The sequence below is a fragment of the Siminovitchia fordii DSM 16014 = CIP 108821 genome (assembly GCF_000374565.1).
Lineage (GTDB): Bacteria > Bacillota > Bacilli > Bacillales > Bacillaceae_C > Siminovitchia > Siminovitchia fordii.
In genome coordinates this window covers 112,530-132,734 of the sequence record NZ_KB894685.1, presented here as the reverse complement: position 1 = coordinate 132,734, position 20,205 = coordinate 112,530, and the positions used below count along the sequence as shown (strand labels likewise).

Sequence of the window (20,205 nt, the reverse complement as noted above, 5' to 3'; positions counted from 1 at the left end):
AGAAAGATGGCAAAAGTATTAAGTAAAGTGCTGAATAGCAAAAGTAATTTTGAGCTTGAAATGTTTGTTGTCAAACATCAGCCGTATGATCTGGCGGAAATGGTCACAGCTCTAGACTTTAAAGATCGAATTTATTTCTTTTCAAATGTAGCTCCTGAAACAGGAGCGGAGATCATGGAAAACATGGAGCCTGAGTTTCAGTACAGAATTTTGGACGATGTTAAGGATCATGTGAAAATTTCTTTACTCAATCATATGTCCAGCGATAAAGTGGTTGACTTGTTTCTGGCTATTCATCCATACCAAGCAGAAATATTGATGGAATATTTACAGAGAGACTATCAGGACAAAATTAAAATATTAATGTCCTATGAAGCTAACACAGCCGGAAGTCTAGCATCGGTTAACTATATTGGCGCAAGAAAGCATTGGACTATCGAACATACATTGGAACATGTTCGAAAGGTTGGGCAGAATGCAGATTTAGTTTCCTATATTTACGTCATAGATACTCATGGGAAACTTGCAGGCGTCGTTTCGATTAAAGAAATCATTTTGGCACAGCCAACTGTTAAACTTGAAGAGATTGCAAAGAAAGATATTATTTCAGCGTTGGCTGAGCAGCATCAAGAACAAGTTGCAGATATTTTAGCCAGATATGATCTCGTGGCTATACCAGTTGTGGATAATACTAAGAGAATGATAGGAATCATTAATGTAGATGATTTGATTGATGTCATACATGAAGAAGCGACAGAGGATATTCAAAAGTTAGGGGGAAGCAGCCTCTTGAGGAAACTTATTTCAAAAACACTGTTTGGGATCTGTTTCGTAAAAGAATCGGCTGGCTGCTTATCCTGTTTGTAGCAGAAGCATATACGGGAAATGTTTTAAGGCATTATGAAGAAACTCTTGACCAGGTGATTGCTTTGGCGTTCTTTATCCCATTGTTGATCGGAACCGGGGGGAATTCCGGGACTCAAACCGTTACCACATTGGTTCGGGCGATGGCAATAGGAGAAGTGGAGTTCAAAGACATACTAAAGGTGGTTAGAAAAGAAGTTTCAACCGGGCTGCTTTTAGGAATATCTATGGGGGTTGTAGCTTTTATAAGGGCTGAATTTCTCGGTGTGGGTTTCGATATCGGATCTGTTGTAGCCATTACGGCCATTTGCATTGTAATATGGGCTTCCCTTGTTGCAGCTGTAATGCCATTAATCCTGCACAAATTAAGGGTTGATCCGGCTGTCGTTTCCGGTCCGTTTATCGCCACACTTGTAGATGGTACAGGCTTAATCATCTATTTCTCGATGGCCAAGTTGTTATTAAACATTTAAAAAATTGCCTGTTGTCTCGTCGATCATGACGAGACAACAGGCAATTTAGTTCTTCAACATACGGCGTCCCTTCTAAACAAGCTCAATTATATACAGAGTACCTCTTTGTTTTTACAGCTCTGTTGCTCATAAGTCATTTGCATTTAGGTCCCGTCAATACCGTATCAGCCTATCGTTTGTCCATAGGGGCCGCCTAATCTGCAATGGGCGTTTTCAGAAAAAGAATACCCTCCATAATCTGGAATCTTATCACCAAACCTCTCCGATAATAAATCGTCAATTTTTTAATCTACCACACTCCAATTATTCATTGTCATTTTTCAGTCATACTTGTCTCATCCATCTTCGTTTTAACAAGTGAAGAAATCTATCTTTTTGTAGTACGTCTCCGTAGCTCGGGTTGAAAGGGGTGCCTTCAGTTCATAGTCTGATTATGGAACACCCAGCACTGCCGTCATCGTTGAAAAGATTCCTGCATTGACTATCCGGTTTTCGTTCAGACTTCGTCCGGAAAAAGATAGCTTGTTTATTCATAAGGGCACTATTTATTGGTTTGTTCAGTAAAAAATAAGCATTACCAATTGATAATAATTATCACTAATAAAAAGGAAATCAGCGATTAAAATCATAAATAATGGGGTTAACATTAATAATCATTCTCAATTAGTATGAAAATTTCTCATTTAAATGTTGACTGATGGTAACTTTTTTAATATGATATCTATATAATAATTATTATAAATTACTCGAAGTAATCGTCAAATACTCAGGGGAGGTGCAAATATTGAATCCGGATGTTCAAACAGTTGAAAATAATCATGAACCTTTAAAAACGGATTTTTTAGAGAAACTGAGAGTCAATGGGGAACTGATTGCTGTTATAGTCTGCGGAGTGTTCATTTTATTTGGATGGATCCTTGACAAGAGTGCTCCGGCTAGCGTGTCAGTCGTTTTTTACTTGCTTGCATTTATAATCGGAGGTTTCGCTAAGGCCAAAGAAGGCTTGGAAGAGACCATTAAACATAAAGAATTGAATGTAGAGCTTTTGATGATCCTTGCAGCTATTGGTTCAGCTATTATCGGATACTGGACCGAAGGAGCCATCTTGATTTTTATTTTCGCGATGAGCGGAGCATTAGAAACATATACAATGAACAAAAGTCATAAAGAAATCTCGTCTTTAATGGAAATTCAGCCGGAGGAAGCATGGCGAATCACAAAAACAGGAGAGGAGAGAGTCCATGTATCGGAGCTTGTTGTCGGCGACTCCATTCTCATTAAACCCGGGGAAAGGATTCCGTCAGACGGAGAAATTGTAAGAGGCAGCACAACATTGGATGAGGCTGCAATTACCGGGGAATCTATCCCGGTATCTAAGGGGATCGGCAATCCTGTGTTTGCAGGGACGATGAATATCAATGGCTCCATCACGGTAAGGATTACCAAGCCCAGCAATGAATCACTGTTTCAAAAGATCATTGAACTAGTCCAGTCAGCACAAAGCGAGAAATCTCCATCTCAGCTTTTTATTGAGAAATTTGAAGGGAAATATGTCAAAATCGTTTTGGCAGTTGTTTTCTTAATGATGTTTCTTCCGCATTACATCTTCGGATGGACTTGGAATGAGACATTTTATCGGGCAATGATTTTATTGGTTGTCGCATCTCCTTGTGCCCTTGTTGCCTCCATAATGCCTGCAACATTATCGGCAATTTCCAATGGCGCAAGAAAAGGAGTTCTTTATAAAGGCGGAGTTCATTTGGAACAATTGGGTGATATAAAAGCAATTGCCTTTGATAAAACCGGAACATTGACAAAGGGTAAGCCCGAAGTGGCAAATTTTATTACACGTGAAGATAAAAACTATGAACAAGTACTTCTTGCAGTCGCCTCCATCGAAAAACACTCCAACCATCCCCTTGCCAATGCAATTGTAAAGTTCGCTGAAGAGCAATTAACACATCCTTTGATCAGCTTGGAAACGGTAGAGGATGTCGCAGGCTGGGGGCTAAAAGCAACGATAAACGATGAGAACTGGAAAATTGGAAAAGAAGATTTTGTAGAGATCAAAGAATCTGACCAGTTTTTAGTTGAGAGTGCAAAAGAGTTGGCCAATGAAGGTAAAACCATCGTCTATATTCAAAAGGACAATGAATTGGCTGCGGTCGTTGCATTAAAAGATATGGTCAGAAAAGAATCTATGGATGCAGTCGATCAATTAAAAAAACAGGGTCTTTTCACCGTGATGCTTACTGGCGATAATGAAAAAACTGCGCAGGTCATCGCCTCAGAGAGCCATGTACAGGGCTTTATTGCGGATTGTTTACCGGAAAAGAAAGTTGATCAGGTTAAACAATTGCAAGAGAAATATGGTACTGTTGCTATGGTTGGAGACGGAATCAACGACGCCCCAGCCCTTGCAACATCAAATGTTGGAATTTCAGTCGGGGATGGTACAGATGTCGCTCTTGAAACTGCAGATATGGTCCTTATGAAAAATGACTTGCTTCGGATACCTGAAGCGATACGGCTATCGAAAAGAATGAACAGAATCATTAAGCAAAATATTTTCTTTTCAATCGCAGTAATTGCCTTGTTGATTTTATCAAACTTCTCCCAAGTGATTGATTTGCCTTTAGGTGTTATCGGACATGAGGGAAGTACAATTCTTGTCATATTAAACAGCTTAAGGCTCTTAAAGTAAGCTGTTACTGTGAAGAAGACCGCAACTACGCGGTCTTCTATTACTTGGCAATGAATGATGAAACTATTCTTCGACTGGTTCGTATACATGATATAAATAATATTTAAGGATGAGTAAATCATGAACGACTACGAAGCAAAAGTAACGGAGGAGCTTCAAAAATGGACACGAAAGATAAACAAGCGTTCAAGTCTCATTAATAGGATATCTAAAAAGGCGCAAACGAAAGTAAATGGATTGATCCCGGAAAAGTTTCATGAAGTCATGACAGAAAGCATCAAAAATATGGTGAAAGCAACGCTTATCGGCTCTGACTTTCTTACAAAAAAATATCAGTCAGAAATGACTTTGCTCGAGCGGGATGAACTAGTTTTAAAAAAATTGGACGCTTACCGGAAAACTGCAGTCATAGAAGGAGCAGGGACCGGAGCGGGTGGGATTCTACTAGGGTTTGCTGATTTCCCATTGCTTTTATCAATTGAAATGAAATTTCTATTTGAGGCGGCTGCCATTTATGGTTTTGACACGAATGAGTACAGTGAGAGGCTGTTTATTCTTCATGTATTCCTACTAGCTTTCTCCAGTGATGATACTCGAAAGAAAACGTTCCACATCATCGAAAATTGGGAGCAGGAGAAGGAGCAACTTGCTGACGTGGACTGGCGCGAGTTTCAACAAGAATATAGGGACTATATTGATTTAGTGAAAATGTTCCAGTTGATTCCAGGGTTTGGTGCTATTGTCGGTGCCTATGCGAATTACAACTTGCTTGATCATTTAGGTGAAACTGCAATGAATGCATATCGGATACGATTACTGAACAAAATTTGAAGGTGCCTATTTGAGCGTCTACTCTGATACAATGAGTAAAAAGAAAAACCTAATTGTTTGATGGAATCTTCTAGAACATATATTGTGATACTTTAAGCCATGCGTAATAAACTTTTTAAAATAATTTATGATTGACAGGCCTTTTGCCTGGAGTTTAATATAGTCATTAGACGTACAAAATTTACTTCCCGGATTAATTAGCTTTTTTCGGTTCAAGTAAAATAGTGCGCAACCTTTCAAATTGTTCTAAAGAAAGACTGCCGAATCTGTCAACTAGCGGAACTAACCGCTGGACGAACGCAGAACAAACCAGTCGTGTTATCACCCTTACTAATATGTATAGGGTGGTGCAGGCTGTTTTTTTATATAAAAAAATAAATGAGAAGAATTCTCAATAATTTCATTGACTCTTCTGGAACGAATGTTATAATTAACGAGAGCATAAGTGATAATGATTATCATTCGCCTCGAATATACATAGAAAATGTTGGTGGGTGATCCGTGAAACTTAAGTATTTGTTACCAATACTATTGGTATTATGTATTCTCTCTTTATTTACAGGGGTAAGCAACATATCCCCCTTCGATTTGCTGGATTTTAAATCGGAGGAAACACAGGTATTTCTTATCAGCCGCCTGCCGAGATTGCTTTCGATTATTTTAGCTGGAGCGGGCATGAGTATTGCGGGCCTCATCATGCAGCAGTTGAGCCGCAACAAATTTGTATCACCGACCACAGCTGGTACTCTCGATGCAACAAGACTGGGAATTCTTGTTTCCATGCTATTGTTTGCCAATGCGACAATGCTGGAAAAAATGGCAGTTTCATTCGCCTTTGCCCTTGCGGGATCCCTGTTGTTCATGCAGATTCTTGATCGAATCAAATTCAAGGATGCCATCTTTATTCCACTGGTCGGGCTGATGTTCGGTAATATATTATCATCAGTCACGACGTTTTTCGCCTATCGTGCAAATGTCATCCAAAATATCTCTGCATGGCTGCAAGGGGATTTCTCCATGATCATGAAAGGGCGGTACGAGTTACTTTATATTAGTATACCAGTCCTTTTACTGGCATATTTATATGCCAATCGGTTCACTGTAGCTGGTATGGGAGAGGATTTTGCAAAAAATCTGGGGCTTTCCTATAAAAGAATTGTTCATATCGGACTGATTTTAGTGGCATTGGTTACAACGACAGTTGTTTTGACGGTGGGAATGATTCCGTTTCTCGGTTTAATCATTCCGAATATCATATCGATTTTCAAAGGCGATCACCTGCAAAAGACATTGCCACATACAGCTTTGCTCGGAGCAATATTCCTGCTCATTTGCGACATACTTGGACGTATTCTCATATATCCTTACGAGATATCTATCAGTTTGATGGTGGGAATTATCGGCAGTGGCATATTCTTATATTTGCTTTTCAGGAGGAAGGCCTATGCGTAATTCTGTAAAGATGGGCATGCTCTTCCTTGTCGCCTTGGGTCTTTGCCTGCTTTATTTATTCCATGATTTAAATGGAAGCTTCGATTATGCATTGCCCCGCCGGGGAATTAAAGTGCTTGCAATGATTATTACAGGTGCAGCTATTGCCTATGCAACAGTTATTTTTCAGACTATTACACATAATCGCATATTGACCCCGAGCATAATGGGATTGGATTCACTGTATTTGCTCATTCAAACATTTTTTATTTTCTTTTTAGGATCTGAGCATATAACAGTCGTAAATAAACAGGTGAACTTTCTTTTATCTGTTGGTGCGATGATAATCTTTGCATTGCTGCTATATCGGCTTTTATTTAAAAAAGGCCAGCAATCGATTTATTTCCTGCTTTTAGTTGGAATTATCGTCGGTACTTTTTTTCAAAGTATCAGTACCTTTTTACAGGTTTTGATCGATCCAAATGAATTTTTAATTGTTCAAGACCGTATGTTTGCCAGTTTCAATAATGTAAACGGTGATCTTGTATGGCTTTCGCTTCTATCCATCTTATGCGTATTTGCAGTTGGATGGCGATCTGTCAGCAGACTGGATGTTATGTCACTTGGCCGCGATACCGCCATAAACCTGGGGATTCCCTATGATAAAACAGCAAGGCAGATGCTTGTATTGACTGCCATTCTCATTTCAGTTTCAACGGCGCTCGTAGGCCCGATTACTTTTTTTGGATTGATTGTTGCTAACCTGTCTTATCAGTTTTTCCGTACTTATAGGCACCGCACTCTCATAAGCGGAGCTATCCTTTTGAGTATTATCGCCCTTGTAGGCGGACAATGGGCCGTAGAGCGGGTGTTCACTTTTTCTACGACGCTGAGCGTAATCATCAACTTCGTCGGTGGCGTTTATTTTCTTTACTTATTGCTGAAGGAGAGTCGATCATCATGATTGAAGTCTTGGGGTTATCCAAACTATATGGCAAAAATAAAGTGGTCGAAGATGTATCTGTAAATATACACAGCGGCCAAATTACATCTTTTATAGGGCCGAACGGTGCGGGGAAATCAACCTTGCTTTCAATGGTAAGCAGACTGCTGGATGCGGACACAGGCGATGTTCTGCTAGATCAAAAAAATATGAAAAAAATGAAATCCAATGACCTCTCCAAGAGGGTTTCAATTTTAAAGCAGTCAAACTATGTAAACGTCAAGCTGACAATCAGGGAGCTTGTTTCTTTTGGGAGGTATCCGTATTCAAAAGGCAGGCTGACTAAAGACGATCGACTGATGGTGGACCAGGCGCTCGAGTATATGGAATTGACAGATATCCAAGATTCCTATCTCGATGAATTATCAGGCGGTCAGCGTCAGAGGGCTTTCATTGCCATGGTCATCGCCCAGGACACAGACTATATCCTGCTTGATGAACCGCTTAACAACCTAGACATGAAACATTCGGTTCAAATCATGAAAATTTTACGGCGGCTTGTAGATGAACTTGGTAAAACCGTCGTCATTGTCCTCCATGATATCAACTTTGCCTCTGTTTACTCGGATAGAATTGTTGCGATGAAAAACGGAAAAGTGGTTAAAGACGGACCGACGGAGGACATTATTCAATCTGAAGCACTTAAAGAAATCTATGACATGGATATTCCTATAAAAAACTTAAACAATTGCAGAATCTGTGTGTACTTTAATTCGTAGTTCAAAGGAGATTCATTAAAAATGAAAAAATGGACATTATTGGTCATGGTTTTAATGGCAGCCCTTGTTTTTGCGGCTTGCGGGACGAAAAAAGAGAGTCAATCCGGTGAAAAAGACTCGAATGATACGGAGAAACAAGCAGAAGAGATTACGATTAAACATGAATATGGTGAAGCAGCCATCAAGAAAAATCCGAAGAATATCGTCGTATTTGACTTTGGTGTACTTGATACTTTGGATGAACTAGGGATTGATGTAACTGGAGTACCGCAGACTGCTATTCCCGCTTATCTTGAAAAATATGCAGGCAAGGAATATACCAATGTTGGGAGTTTAAAAGAACCTGACTTTGAAGCCATTCATAATTTAAAGCCGGATGTCATCTTTATTTCAGGACGACAGGCAGAATTATATGATCAATTTGCCGAAATTGCGCCTACAGTATATATCGGTACCGATTACGCCAATTATATTGATTCCTTCAAGGACAATATGAATACAATCGGCAAAATTTTTGGCAAGGAAGACCAAGTCAAAAACGAGCTTGAAGATATAGACAAACAGATTTCAACTATAAAAGAACAAACGGAATCCCTCGATAAAAAAGCATTGATCGTTTTGGCAAATGAAGGTAAGGTGAGTGCCTACGGTCCTAAATCGAGATTTGGCTGGATTCACGATGTACTTGGATTTAAAGCAGCCGATGAAAATATTGAAGTATCCCAACACGGACAAGGTATATCTTTTGAATATATTTTAGAGAAAAATCCAGACATTCTATTTGTCATTGACAGGAATGCAGCAATAGAGGAAAATGCAGAGCCTGCAAAAGATACGATTGAGAATGACCTGGTGAAAAAGACTTCAGCATATAAAGACGGAAAAATCATTTACTTGGATGCTGATTACTGGTACCTTTCCGGTGGAGGAATGCAATCAATAAAAGAAATGATTAAGAGCGTAGAACAGGCTGACTAAGACAGGGAGCCGCTGCACATCATGCAGCGGCTTTTGTGTTGACAAGATAAAATAATAACGTTAGTAATAAAAAGAATCTACAAAATGAAGGAGTTGCCCCACTTCGATGAAATTAAGCGTAATCGATCAATCCCCCATAGCCTGCGGCAGGACTGCAAAGGAAGCGTTGATGGAATCGATGAAATTGGCCCAAGAAGCCGAGCGGCTCGGATATAAACGGTACTGGATTGCAGAACACCATGATTTACCAGGGCTTGCCTGTTCTGCACCTGAAGTCATGCTTGGATTCATCGGAGGACAGACTAACTCAATCAGGATTGGTTCCGGTGCTGTTTTACTCCCGCATTACAAGCCATACAAGGTAGCTGAGGTGTTCAATATGCTGGCCACTTTATTTCCTGATCGGATAGATTTAGGGATAGGGCGTGCACCAGGAGGTTCAGCTGAAGCAACTGAGGCACTATCAAGCCATTTTTTACAGAATGTATGGAAGCTTCCTGAGTTGGTGGATGAATTACTCACATTTTTGAATGATGACTTTCCGGCTCAGTATGAATATTCCAAGCTATCGGCATCCCCTGTACCAAAAATCAATCCTACCCCTTGGATTCTTGGAACAAGTGAGAGGAGCGCTGAACTTGCAGCGAAAAAAGGGATAGGATATAATTTCGGCTACTTTATGAGCGAGAATGACGGGAAAGAGATTGTTCAAAAATATATTGATACTTTCAAGCGTTTCAAAGAAGGAGCTTCCCCGGAGGTGATTATAACAACCTCTGCTATTTGTGCGGAAACATCTGATCAAGCTCATGAAATCGCACGATGTTCAATCATTTGGGGGATTCAGAGAGAAAAAGGCCAAGGAAAGAATGGCATTCCTTCTATTCAGGAGGCGGCAGAATACCGTTTAACTGTAAAAGAACAAGAGAGGGCAGCAAAAATGGAAGAGAAATTGATCATTGGAAATCCGAAAGAAGTAAAAGAAAAAATACTTGAGTTCCGGGAGGCATACAAGGCGGATGAAGTCATGATCAACACTAATACCTTTTCGATTGCTGATCGAATTCGATCCTATCGGTTTATTGCAAGTGAACTGCTCTCCCCATAAGAATAATTTTCACTATCTGTTAAATAATAAAAACAAAAAGCAGGGAGTGATAATAGAGTGAATTTGAATCGTGTTAAGCAAATTTTATCCTCGTCAGCGGATATCGAAGTGAAATATAATGGCGTTTCCGTTTGGATAGATAAAATAAACGAAGATGGAGAGACGGCAACTGTCCACTTGAGAGGGCCAAACAAATTTGAGGAAAGATCCAACGCTGAGATATCGCAATTGACAGAAGAGTAATGAATCATCGTCCAGATGGGCGGTAAAATGATTTCAAGCATACTTTATGAGTTCTTTCATATTGGCAGCCAAAACAATAATGGGTTCTTTCTTATTCTATTTTTCATTAATGGATATTTATTGCCTGTAGTGCAAGTGTGTTTATAAAATGGACACGCTTTTTTCTTTTGGTCATAATTGTTGTTGACGGATTAAATGTCCTATATAATTAAATCGATAGCTATTATCAAAATACTACCTCTTATTATCTCCTTCGGGAAAAAACTTTTCAATAAAACCTATTGGAATACGGTTTCTGTCATTTTCTTCTAATAATGGCAGAAGGGCTGTTTCCGCTGATAACCCCAAACTGCCGGCAGTTTGTTTTCTTCTAGAGAAAGGTATCTTGCATAGCAGTGTACTTCATTGCCACTTTCTATTTTCTATCGGGAAAATTATTTAAACAGAAGCTGGTACAATAATTCTTCATTTTTTAGAATACGGTTTGTAAGTATTTTTAGAGTCAAACAGTGGTTTGGATGGGGGAATGACTTTGAACTTTTCTGTAGAACAAATTGTTTTTATTTTATCAATCTTGCTGATTGTGGGTGTATTGACAGCAAAATTTTCTTCACGTCTCGGGGTACCCTCGTTGGTCCTGTTTATTATAGTTGGCATGGGGTTAAACCGCTTTTTTTATTTTGATAATGTCAAATTGACTACTCTGGTCGGAACAATTGCGTTGGTAATTATTTTGTTTGATGGCGGCATTAATACGAAATGGAGAGATATGAAGAGAGTCATGGTTCCGGCAGGTTCCCTTGCGACTTTCGGTGTTCTTCTTACTACTGTGATTATGGGCGCTTTTGCAAAATATATTTTGGGTTTTAGCTGGCTTGAGGGACTGTTGGTCGGTGCAATTGTCGGCTCAACTGATGCAGCTGCTGTTTTTGCTGCTCTAGGGGAAAGAAATATTCGATTTAAATTGAAAACTACATTGGAAGCGGAATCTGCCTCCAATGACCCGATGGCCATTTTTTTGACAGTATCATTGATTGAATTGATTCAAACTCCCGGATCCTCCTATTTTCAACTTCTGCCAAGTTTTTTCTGGCAAATGGGGTTGGGGCTAATTCTGGGATTGCTCTTTGGTAAAGTATCGGTTTATGTCATTAATCAGATCAACCTTGATTCTTCTGGGCTATATCCTGTGCTTGCATTATCATTTGCGGCATTGACATATGGTGTGACGAGTTTATTGCATGCAAGCGGCTTATTGGCAGTTTATGTGATGGCTATCATTGTTGGTAACTCTGATCTTACCTATCGCCATTCTATTATACGTTTCCATGAAGGGTCAGCCTGGATGATGCAAATCACTATGTTCATATTGCTTGGATTGCTCGTTTTTCCATCCGAACTTATAAAAATTACGTGGCAAGGATTGCTGCTGTCGTTTCTTCTCATGCTTGTTGCAAGGCCGATGAGTGTGTTTATTACGATGCTGTTTATGAAATACACGTTTGGAGAAAAACTTCTGATATCATGGGCGGGGCTTCGAGGAGCTGTACCTGTTGTTCTTGCCACCTATCCATTGGTCGCCGGTATTGAAAACAGCATGCTGATGTTCAATGTTGTATTCTTTGTTGTTTTGACATCTGCCCTTTTGCAGGGGGCAACGATTACACCACTTGCAAACGCATTAGGGTTGTCGGAAGGAGCCAAGGTGACTATCCCACATAGTGTAGAATTGGTTTCAATCGGTAAAACCAATAATGAAATGATGGAAATTATACTCGAAGAGAAAGCTGTATTGGTCGGAAAAAAGATAAAGGAAATTGAACTTCCGGAAGAATCGCTTATCTCCGCAATCATAAGAGGAGACAAACTCGTTACTCCAAGAGGGGATACGACACTTCAAGCCAATGATATCCTATACATTCTTGTTGCGAAGAAAAAACGTGAAAAAGTAAAAGCGATTTTCCAGGATATCCTTCCTGAATTCAATCCGGAATCTGAACTTCAGGGAGAGTCTTCCCAATAATAATACGCTGCTTCTGCAGCGTATTATTCAAGTGCCGGATTAGTTCCAGGTGCTTTTTTTTCTTTTTCAGGTCTGATAGCCTTAAATGCCAGAATTGCTGAAACGGCACTTAAACCCGTCAAGAGAAAAATCATCCCTTTGATTCCTTGATCCATCATAACAGCAATGACCGGAGGTCCGGCAGCTACACCTGCAAATCTCATGGAACTGAAAATCGAAGTAATCGTCCCGCGCATCTCTTTTTCGATACTTTGAGTCAAAATGGCGTCAAGACTGGGAAGTGCAGCCCCGATTCCGACTCCGCATATAGAAAAAATGGTAATTAAAAAAATGAACCCCGTCGATAATAAAGCACACATAACCATTACTCCCATTAAAACAATTCCAAAAAAAGATATCCATTTCATTTTTTGCAGGTTGTCTTTAATCCATTTTCCAGAAGTAAAAGATGCTACACAAAGCGAAGCCAGGGGGATGGCAAGCAATAGTCCTTTTTTGACACCATCAAATCCGTAATCATCTTCCAAAACGGATGATAGGTAAAAAAGCATGCCAAAAAGCACAAACATAAGGCTGGCTCCAATGACGAATACGGCTGTAAGCCATTGCCAATGTTCGGAAAATATTTTCTTTATACTTTTAATAAATCTTCCAAATGAAAGCTCGTGTTGATCATTTTTAGGCTTCTTTACCAGGAACACGATTAACAGAACGGATATAAGTGAAAATACAGGTATGGACAAAAAAGGGAGAAACCAAAGGAACCCCGCAAGGAAAGAACCCATGATGGGACTTAAAACTTTGCCAAAAGTGTTGGAAGTTTCCACCACCCCAAGTGTGACACTAACATCCTTGTCTCTTTTAAACATATCTCCTATCAGCGGAAGGACTATAGGGAATGCTCCTGCGGCACCGATCCCTTGAAAGATTCTTCCGATAAGGATAGTAATATATGGAGAATCCAATTTCCATGCTGCCCATCCGGAAATAAGCCCCCCAATCCCTGCAATGATTAAAGATGGGATAATAACAATTTTTCTACCGTATTTATCAGATAAAAAGCCGGCTACTGGAATCAGGAAAATAGCTACAATGGAATAAACAGTTATGATAAGACTGGATTGCAGTTTTGTGATATCAAGCTTTTGTTCCATTAAGGGCAATACCGGAATGAGCATGGAGTTGCCAAGAGTCATGATAAGCGGAATCGATGCAACCGATACGATGGACCACTTCTTTTCTGACAATTCATTATCTGAACGGCCAAAATCCAACTTGTCGAATGTTGTCATGCCTTTTCCTTTCAATGTGTGGTATCAGAATTAATATGTGTTGATTTGTTAATTTTTATTACATCAGTTTTCATATAAAATACTGGGTTTCCTCATCAAAATTTTTCCGAAATGTCCACTTCGGTATATTGCATGTCGATGTTTTTGGGGATTTGAACTTCAAGAATAAGGTCTTTCACCAAAGCGGTTGCCCCTTTTCTTTTTACGAGGCAGGGTAGAGTAATTATATGTCTATCTCCTATTTCAAAAAAATTTTCAATGATTGCCTGATTGGATGTATGGAAAAATTTGATTTGTTTTTGTTGTTCTTCGTTTTGAAGCTGTATGCGTATGAATACATAATCAAAAGTTTCAAAAACAGCCGCATCCGGCTTTTTTTCCTGGGTGTTACCAGTGGCTGAGGCATTGAAGGGGTTTTCTGTTTTAGTATCACCCGAGTTCTCCCATTGAGAGGGGATGTATTTTTTAATCATATCATTTACATATGATTGGATATCTGCCGGGTTCATCTGATCAGTCATTTTTTTAAGATCTTCATTAAAGGGAAATTTCCCCCAAGGAAACACTCAACCACCCCCCTTGAAATAAATCATGATAGTATATGCGAAACGTGGAAAACGCGTAACAGCCAAGGTTGACCGGAAAAAGAAAAAGGTAAAAGCAATTATGTTTGAATTTTTCTTGAAGAGTAGTAAGATTGTATATGGAAAATTTGACACAAATATGTAACAGGATAGTGATTTTTATAAGTCGATATCTGGTTTTGAACCGATTTTATGCATCATTTGATTGAATTTGTCTAAAAAATGACATTTACCTTTTACTAAATAAGCCGCAGTGATAAAATGGAATTGCACTTGAGGTTTGATTAGATTGACCCGTGTTTTTTTGACCGGTTTTATAAAGAAATCATAACCGGTAAAAATAAATCAAGAGCTTCATGATGGAGGTTTTTAACAAATGAGCAGACAAGCGTCTTATCAAGGATCGCCTTGGGCACAATTTTCAGGGCCGAATCTTGGCTATGTAATGGAGTTGTATGAACAATACCTCAAAGATCCTGACAGTGTCGACCCAGAAATGAAAGAGGCATTTGATCAATGGGGTGCGCCGGCTACGGCCAAGCAAGTTGAAACGACTGAAGGGCAGGCGGACGTCTCCTTCCAAATGCCTGCGACGCACAACCGGCTGAGCAAGCTTGTTGCCGCTGTCAAATACGCGGATAATATTCGTACATATGGCCACTTGATAGCGGATATCAATCCGATTCGCCGCAAAGATAAGAATACACGAAGGCTTGAGCTTTCTGAATATAATTTGACCGAAGAAGATTTAAAACAGATTCCGGCTTCATTTATTTCTCCTAATGCTCCATCTAATTTGAAAGACGGGCTTGATGCGATCAATCATCTAAAGGAAGTGTATACAAAAAAACTTGCGTTTGAATATAATCATGTCCATGAATTGGACGAAAGGAACTGGCTGCAGCAAAAAATTGAAGAAGGCGGCTATTATGTAGATCTAAATAAAGATAGAAAAATCAACTTATTGACGCGTCTGGCTGAGGTGGAGGGATTTGAAAAATTCATTCACCGCACATTCGTCGGGCAGAAGCGTTTTTCGGTGGAAGGACTTGAGACGCTCATTCCTTTGATGGATGAAGTCATCAGTCTTGCTGTGGAAACCGGTACCAGGACCGTCAATATAGGTATGGCGCACCGCGGTCGTTTAAATGTTTTGGCCCATGTACTTCAGAAACCGTATAAATTGATTTTCTCCGAATTTCAACAAGCGCCCAATAAAGAACTCATTCCTTCTGAAGGTTCTATTGGCATCACATACGGCTGGACCGGTGATGTGAAGTACCATCTAGGCGCAGACAGGAAATTGAAGCGCGGGACGACTGCAACAACAAGAATTACGCTTGCTAATAACCCGAGCCATCTTGAAGTCATCAATCCGATCGTGGACGGTTTTACCAGAGCTGCTCAGGAAGACCGCAATGTACAAGGCTATCCAAAGCAAGACATGGATAACTGCCTTGCAATCGTTGTTCATGGTGATGCTGCTTTTCCTGGAGAGGGGATTGTACAGGAAACGTTGAATATGGGGCGCTTGAAGGGATACAATACAGGCGGATCCATACATATCATTGCGAACAACATGATTGGATTTACAACCGAAAGTAGTGACTCCCGTTCAACCTTGTATGCTTCTGACGTCGCAAAAGGCTTTGAAATACCGATAGTCCATGTTAACGCGGATGATCCGGAAGCAGTCCTGGCTGCAGCAGTTATGGCGCACGAATACAGGCAGGCTTTCCACAAGGATTTCATTATCGACCTGGTCGGATACCGCCGTTTCGGACATAACGAGATGGATGAGCCGATGGTGACGAATCCGCTTATGTATAACACCATTAAGAAACATTCAACTTCCAAGGAAATTTATGCAGATAAATTAGTCCAAGAGGGACTGTTGACAAAAGAAGAAGTTGAAAACGTTGATAAAGAGATCCAATCAAACTTGCAGAAGGCATATGACAATCTTCCAAAGGTTGACGGGAACCCAGACATTGTCATGAACCCTCCTGAAAATGTGGTTAAAAAGCTTCCAAAAATCGATACATCGGTTAATATTGATGATTTGGAGACTATCAACAGGGAATTGATAACATGGCCGGAAGATTTCAAGGTTTTCCCAAGGCTTGAACGAATTTTACAAAGAAGAGCGAATGTAATTAAAGAAAAAGGGAAAATAGATTGGGCACATGCTGAAGCTCTTGCATTTGGATCAATACTGAAAGACGGCACTCCGTTAAGAATGTCAGGGCAAGATTCACAGCGCGGTACCTTTGCCCAAAGGAACCTAGTACTCCATGACGTAAATACAGGAGAAGAGTACATTCCGATGCACCATTTATCCGGAGTCAATTCCTCATTCTCCCTATATAACAGCCCGCTGACTGAAGCAGGTGTAGTGGGATTTGAATACGGCTATAATGTCTTTGCTCCGGAAACTCTGGTGATTTGGGAGGCACAATTTGGTGACTTTGCCAACATGGCTCAAGTATATTTTGACCAATTCATTTCTTCAGGCAGGGCAAAGTGGGGGCAAAAATCAGGATTGGTCATGCTATTGCCGCATGGTTATGAAGGACAGGGGCCGGAGCATTCAAGCGGACGTGTGGAAAGATTTCTGCAAAGTGCCGCAGAGAATAACTGGATTGTTGCCAACTTGTCAAATGCGGCTCAATATTTTCATATCTTAAGAAGGCAAGCAGCCATATTGAATAAAGAAGAAGTTAAACCTCTTATCATTATGACCCCTAAGAGCTTGCTCCGTCACCCGCTGGCTTCTGTGGAAGTCGAGGAATTAACGGAAGGATCGTTCAAATCGGTCATAGAGCAATCCGGCTTGGGGCATAACCATGAAGCGGTCGAGCGGATTGCGCTGTGCAGTGGTAAAATAGCCATTGATTTGGAAGAACATCTGAAAGATGAAAAGGATGTTGATTGGCTGCATATTTTAAGGGTCGAGGAACTTTACCCATTCCCGAAAAATGAAATTGCAGATATTTTATCGAGATACCCGAATCTGAAAGAAATTGTCTGGGTGCAGGAGGAGCCGAAAAATATGGGAGGCTGGCTCCATGTAATTTCTTATATAAGAGAATTAAGACCTGAAGGCGTCGATATAAGATATGAAGGACGCCGGAGACGTTCAAGTCCATCGGAAGGTGACCCAACTGCACACAGAAAATCTCAAAGCCGTATCGTACAATCGGTGTTTACAAAAACAAAATAAATAAATATAAGAGAAGTTATGAAAGCATTAAATCTCTTGAATGTAAAAAATACCTGCTTTGTCTAGCACCAGCGTCTAGCCCCTCATGTCACAAACTTCCGTGGGAGGATGAAGGTCTACCTCTTGGGGAAACGGCTTGTCCTTGTTGGGGCCGAGCAAGGCGCTTGCGCTTTTATAAATACATCCGCAAACATTAGAGGAGGATAATTAAAGTGGCCGAAATCAAAGTACCTGAACTTGCAGAATCAATCATGGAAGGGACTATCGCACAATGGTTAAAAAAACCGGGCGACAGCGTTGAAAAAGGAGAATATATTGTCGAGCTTGAAACCGATAAGGTTAACGTGGAAATCATTTCGGAAGAAGCTGGAGTTCTTAAAGAGTTAAAAGCTGAAGAAGGAGAAACGGTCAACGTCGGCGATGTGATAGCAATTGTTGATGAAAATGCTTCGGCTGATGATGCTGCGCCGGAAGCAACTCCTAAACAAGAACAGCCAAAAGCCGAGAACGCTGATGCTGTACAGCCAGCTACACAACAAGAAGAAAAGCACGAGGCAGAGTCGAAGGAGCGCCCGATCGCTTCCCCGGCTGCACGCAAATTAGCTCGAGAAAAAGGAATCGATTTAACAGAAGTCCCAACTGTTGATCCGCTTGGAAGGGTACGTAAACAAGACGTAGAGGTCTATTCTAATCAACCAAAACAGCCTGTATCAGCACCAACTTCTCAAGGAAAACCTGCTGCAACTGTCCAAGATCAGCCAGGAAAACCGGTTGAGCGTGTAAGGCTCTCACGCCGACGCCAAACCATTGCAAAGAGGCTTGTTGAAGTCCAACAAACGGCAGCCATGTTGACTACATTCAATGAAATTGATATGACAGCTATCATGGAATTGCGTAAACGCAAGAAAGATAAGTTCTATGAAGAGCACGATGTAAAGCTTGGCTTCATGTCATTTTTCACAAAAGCCGTTGTAGCAGCATTGAAAAAGTATCCTGCAGTTAATGCGGAGTTGCAGGATGACGAGCTTGTCTATAAGAAATATTATGATATCGGAGTAGCTGTTTCGACAGAAGAAGGGCTTGTTGTACCAGTTATTCGCGACTGTGACCGCAAAAACTTCGCTGAAATTGAGGACGATATCCTAAAAGTAGCGAAAAAAGCACGTGACAATAAATTGGCACTTAGCGATTTGCAAGGTGGAACATTTACGATAACAAACGGCGGTGTGTTTGGTTCTCTGTTATCCACGCCAATATTGAATGGAAATCAAGTCGGTATTTTAGGTATGCATACAATTCAGACGCGACCTGTGGCCATAGACGCGGAGAGAATGGAAAACCGACCAATGATGTATGTGGCACTTTCATATGACCACCGTGTAATTGATGGAAAAGAAGCAGTTGGATTCCTTGTTACAGTTAAAAAGCTTCTTGAAAATCCGGAAGATCTTCTCCTTGAAGGATGATAATCCATAATAAAAAGACCGCTTCACTTTGAAGTATGCCCCAAAAGTTAGACCAACCAATTCTAACTTTTGGGGTGTTTTTATTGTCAAATATGATAAATGATTCTAGCAAAAAATTGTTGATGCTTATTATGGTAAGGTTTATCGCTCATTTAAGGAGCTGCAGCAAGCAGTGATTGATTAGATTATTATTTTACAATAACCTGATAAAACAATTCTGGCAGTGATTTCTTTAATTCAAGCTCAAACGTATTCAAATTTTGTACCTTAATGTGAACTCCAAACTATGAGTGCCCCATTCATTGATCTATTCAAATGGATAAATATCATAACTTAAAGATGAATACTCTTATAGGGATGAAGTGAAAAGGGGTGTTAGATCTTGACCTTGTCAGTGCAGGAGTTTAAATTTGAGCATGAATTTTGGCTTCAGGTTCTTGGGGATCATTCAAGATTTATTTTGGAGTCCTTAAGCTCCGTTGAAAAAAAGGACATTGATCAGTCAAAAGAGTTTAAGAAGGTATTCGATGAACTTCTTCATGAGGCTAGAAGACTCAACGATATAAAAACTATGGTAATTTTGACTGAAAGAGCGGAAGGACATGTTATTCAATTGAAAAAATTTAAACTATCCTTATTGGAAAGGAGTTTGGTAAAACAGGTAAAGATTCATTTATCTCCAACGTTTATCAACCACATGATCAATGAATTAGAGGAGTACGAAAGAATTATCAGTTACTTGAAAAAAGAGGAGTCACCTCCAATTGTACACGAAATCCATCACCATTTACTTTGGCTGCAGGATGCTTATGGACATGCAGGAGCCATTAATGACAATATGGATGCTGTTGAAAAGAGGCTGAAAGAAAGAAGTTCTTTATTTACGAAGCATTTTGAGGCATTTTATTTAAAAGCTGTTGAGTTTGCAGGGTTTCTTCGGACAAAGATGTATGAATTTCCTGCGTTGGCGCGATTGAACAGCGATGCAAAACTTGAAATCGAAGCGTTTCAAATGTTTTTAAACGAATTACTTGAACTTGATCTATCAGCCAAAGCGCTGGGGACCTTTCCTGCCTTAATGGCAGATCATATGTACAGGGAGGAATGTTATTACTTATATAAACTTGCTGAATCTACACAGGATAGTTCACCTCCTTGTAATCCGGCCAAACCGCGCATTGAAAAATAATCATCATTGATGTACAGATGGATCTTTTCAGTTTTATTTAAAAAAGCGTGCCATTGTGGCACGCATATTTATAT

The 20,205-nt window shown here is 40.1% G+C and carries 14 protein-coding genes and 1 pseudogene; 13 read left to right on the top strand and 2 right to left on the bottom strand.

Going from position 1 to position 20,205, the window contains the following annotated elements:
* The first annotated feature begins 6 nt into the window (after positions 1 to 6).
* From mgtE to C509_RS0100590, 10 genes and pseudogenes are all read left to right on the top strand, one after another.
* Positions 7 to 1,337, top strand: a pseudogene (mgtE, locus tag C509_RS24580) (magnesium transporter).
* Positions 1,338 to 2,121: 784 nt separating this feature from the next.
* On the top strand, positions 2,122 to 4,041 hold the full coding sequence (locus C509_RS0100630; RefSeq protein ID WP_018704955.1) for a heavy metal translocating P-type ATPase: 1,920 nt from the start codon (positions 2,122 to 2,124) through the stop codon (positions 4,039 to 4,041).
* Positions 4,042 to 4,161: 120 nt separating this feature from the next.
* Entirely contained in the window at positions 4,162 to 4,872 is a 711-nt protein-coding gene (locus C509_RS0100625) for an EcsC family protein (protein WP_018704954.1), read from the top strand.
* A 501-nt stretch (positions 4,873 to 5,373) separates the two neighbouring features.
* Positions 5,374 to 6,324, top strand: coding sequence for an ABC transporter permease (locus C509_RS0100620; protein ID WP_026319612.1), 951 nt, complete (start codon positions 5,374 to 5,376; stop codon positions 6,322 to 6,324).
* Positions 6,317 to 7,267 carry an iron chelate uptake ABC transporter family permease subunit gene (locus C509_RS0100615; protein WP_018704952.1) on the top strand — a complete coding sequence of 317 codons (951 nt, stop codon included), beginning with the start codon at positions 6,317 to 6,319 and terminating at the stop codon, positions 7,265 to 7,267. The genes C509_RS0100620 and C509_RS0100615 overlap by 8 nt, the downstream gene beginning before the upstream one ends.
* Positions 7,264 to 8,025: an iron ABC transporter ATP-binding protein gene (locus C509_RS0100610; RefSeq protein WP_018704951.1), complete on the top strand. Its 762-nt coding sequence runs from the start codon at positions 7,264 to 7,266 to the stop codon at positions 8,023 to 8,025. Before C509_RS0100615 ends, C509_RS0100610 begins: the two co-directional genes overlap by 4 nt.
* Before the next feature lie 21 nt (positions 8,026 to 8,046).
* The gene (locus tag C509_RS0100605) at positions 8,047 to 9,003 is read left to right on the top strand and encodes a siderophore ABC transporter substrate-binding protein (protein ID WP_018704950.1); all 957 of its coding nucleotides are present in this window, start codon (positions 8,047 to 8,049) and stop codon (positions 9,001 to 9,003) included.
* 106 nt (positions 9,004 to 9,109) lie between these two features.
* Complete coding sequence (locus C509_RS0100600; RefSeq protein ID WP_018704949.1) at positions 9,110 to 10,111, top strand: LLM class flavin-dependent oxidoreductase; 1,002 nt, start codon at positions 9,110 to 9,112, stop codon at positions 10,109 to 10,111.
* A 57-nt stretch (positions 10,112 to 10,168) separates the two neighbouring features.
* The gene (locus C509_RS0100595; RefSeq protein WP_018704948.1) at positions 10,169 to 10,354 is read left to right on the top strand and encodes an H-type small acid-soluble spore protein; all 186 of its coding nucleotides are present in this window, start codon (positions 10,169 to 10,171) and stop codon (positions 10,352 to 10,354) included.
* Positions 10,355 to 10,886: 532 nt separating this feature from the next.
* The gene (locus C509_RS0100590) at positions 10,887 to 12,377 is read left to right on the top strand and encodes a potassium/proton antiporter (protein WP_018704947.1); all 1,491 of its coding nucleotides are present in this window, start codon (positions 10,887 to 10,889) and stop codon (positions 12,375 to 12,377) included.
* A gap of 23 nt (positions 12,378 to 12,400) precedes the next feature.
* On the opposite strand, the gene C509_RS0100585 is transcribed toward C509_RS0100590, so the two are convergent.
* Together C509_RS0100585 and C509_RS0100580 are read right to left on the bottom strand one after the other, a co-directional pair.
* A complete protein-coding gene (locus C509_RS0100585; RefSeq protein WP_018704946.1) occupies positions 12,401 to 13,669 on the bottom strand; it encodes an MFS transporter in 1,269 nt (422 codons plus the stop codon).
* 95 nt (positions 13,670 to 13,764) lie between these two features.
* Entirely contained in the window at positions 13,765 to 14,235 is a 471-nt protein-coding gene (locus C509_RS0100580; protein WP_018704945.1) for a hypothetical protein, read from the bottom strand.
* A 394-nt stretch (positions 14,236 to 14,629) separates the two neighbouring features.
* Between C509_RS0100580 and sucA the strand changes: the two genes are divergently transcribed.
* The 3 genes from sucA (at position 14,630) to C509_RS0100560 (ending at position 20,131) form a co-directional block, all read left to right on the top strand.
* Positions 14,630 to 17,476, top strand: coding sequence for a 2-oxoglutarate dehydrogenase E1 component (sucA, locus tag C509_RS0100570; RefSeq protein WP_018704943.1), 2,847 nt, complete (start codon positions 14,630 to 14,632; stop codon positions 17,474 to 17,476).
* A 212-nt stretch (positions 17,477 to 17,688) separates the two neighbouring features.
* On the top strand, positions 17,689 to 18,942 hold the full coding sequence (gene odhB / locus C509_RS0100565; protein WP_018704942.1) for a 2-oxoglutarate dehydrogenase complex dihydrolipoyllysine-residue succinyltransferase: 1,254 nt from the start codon (positions 17,689 to 17,691) through the stop codon (positions 18,940 to 18,942).
* Between the two features lie 382 nt (positions 18,943 to 19,324).
* On the top strand, positions 19,325 to 20,131 hold the full coding sequence (locus C509_RS0100560; protein WP_018704941.1) for a DUF2935 domain-containing protein: 807 nt from the start codon (positions 19,325 to 19,327) through the stop codon (positions 20,129 to 20,131).
* Positions 20,132 to 20,205 lie beyond the last annotated feature (74 nt).

Bases quoted from the DNA above. Each gene is read 5' to 3' on its own strand.
- C509_RS0100625 (WP_018704954.1), top strand. From the start codon at position 4,162: ATGAACGACTACGAAGCAAAAGTAACGGAGGAGCTTCAAAAATGGACA.
- C509_RS0100615 (WP_018704952.1), top strand. From the start codon at position 6,317: ATGCGTAATTCTGTAAAGATGGGCATGCTCTTCCTTGTCGCCTTGGGT.
- C509_RS0100610 (WP_018704951.1), top strand. From the start codon at position 7,264: ATGATTGAAGTCTTGGGGTTATCCAAACTATATGGCAAAAATAAAGTG.
- C509_RS0100605 (WP_018704950.1), top strand. From the start codon at position 8,047: ATGAAAAAATGGACATTATTGGTCATGGTTTTAATGGCAGCCCTTGTT.
- C509_RS0100600 (WP_018704949.1), top strand. From the start codon at position 9,110: ATGAAATTAAGCGTAATCGATCAATCCCCCATAGCCTGCGGCAGGACT.
- C509_RS0100585 (WP_018704946.1), bottom strand. From the start codon at position 13,669: ATGACAACATTCGACAAGTTGGATTTTGGCCGTTCAGATAATGAATTG.
- sucA (WP_018704943.1), top strand. From the start codon at position 14,630: ATGAGCAGACAAGCGTCTTATCAAGGATCGCCTTGGGCACAATTTTCA.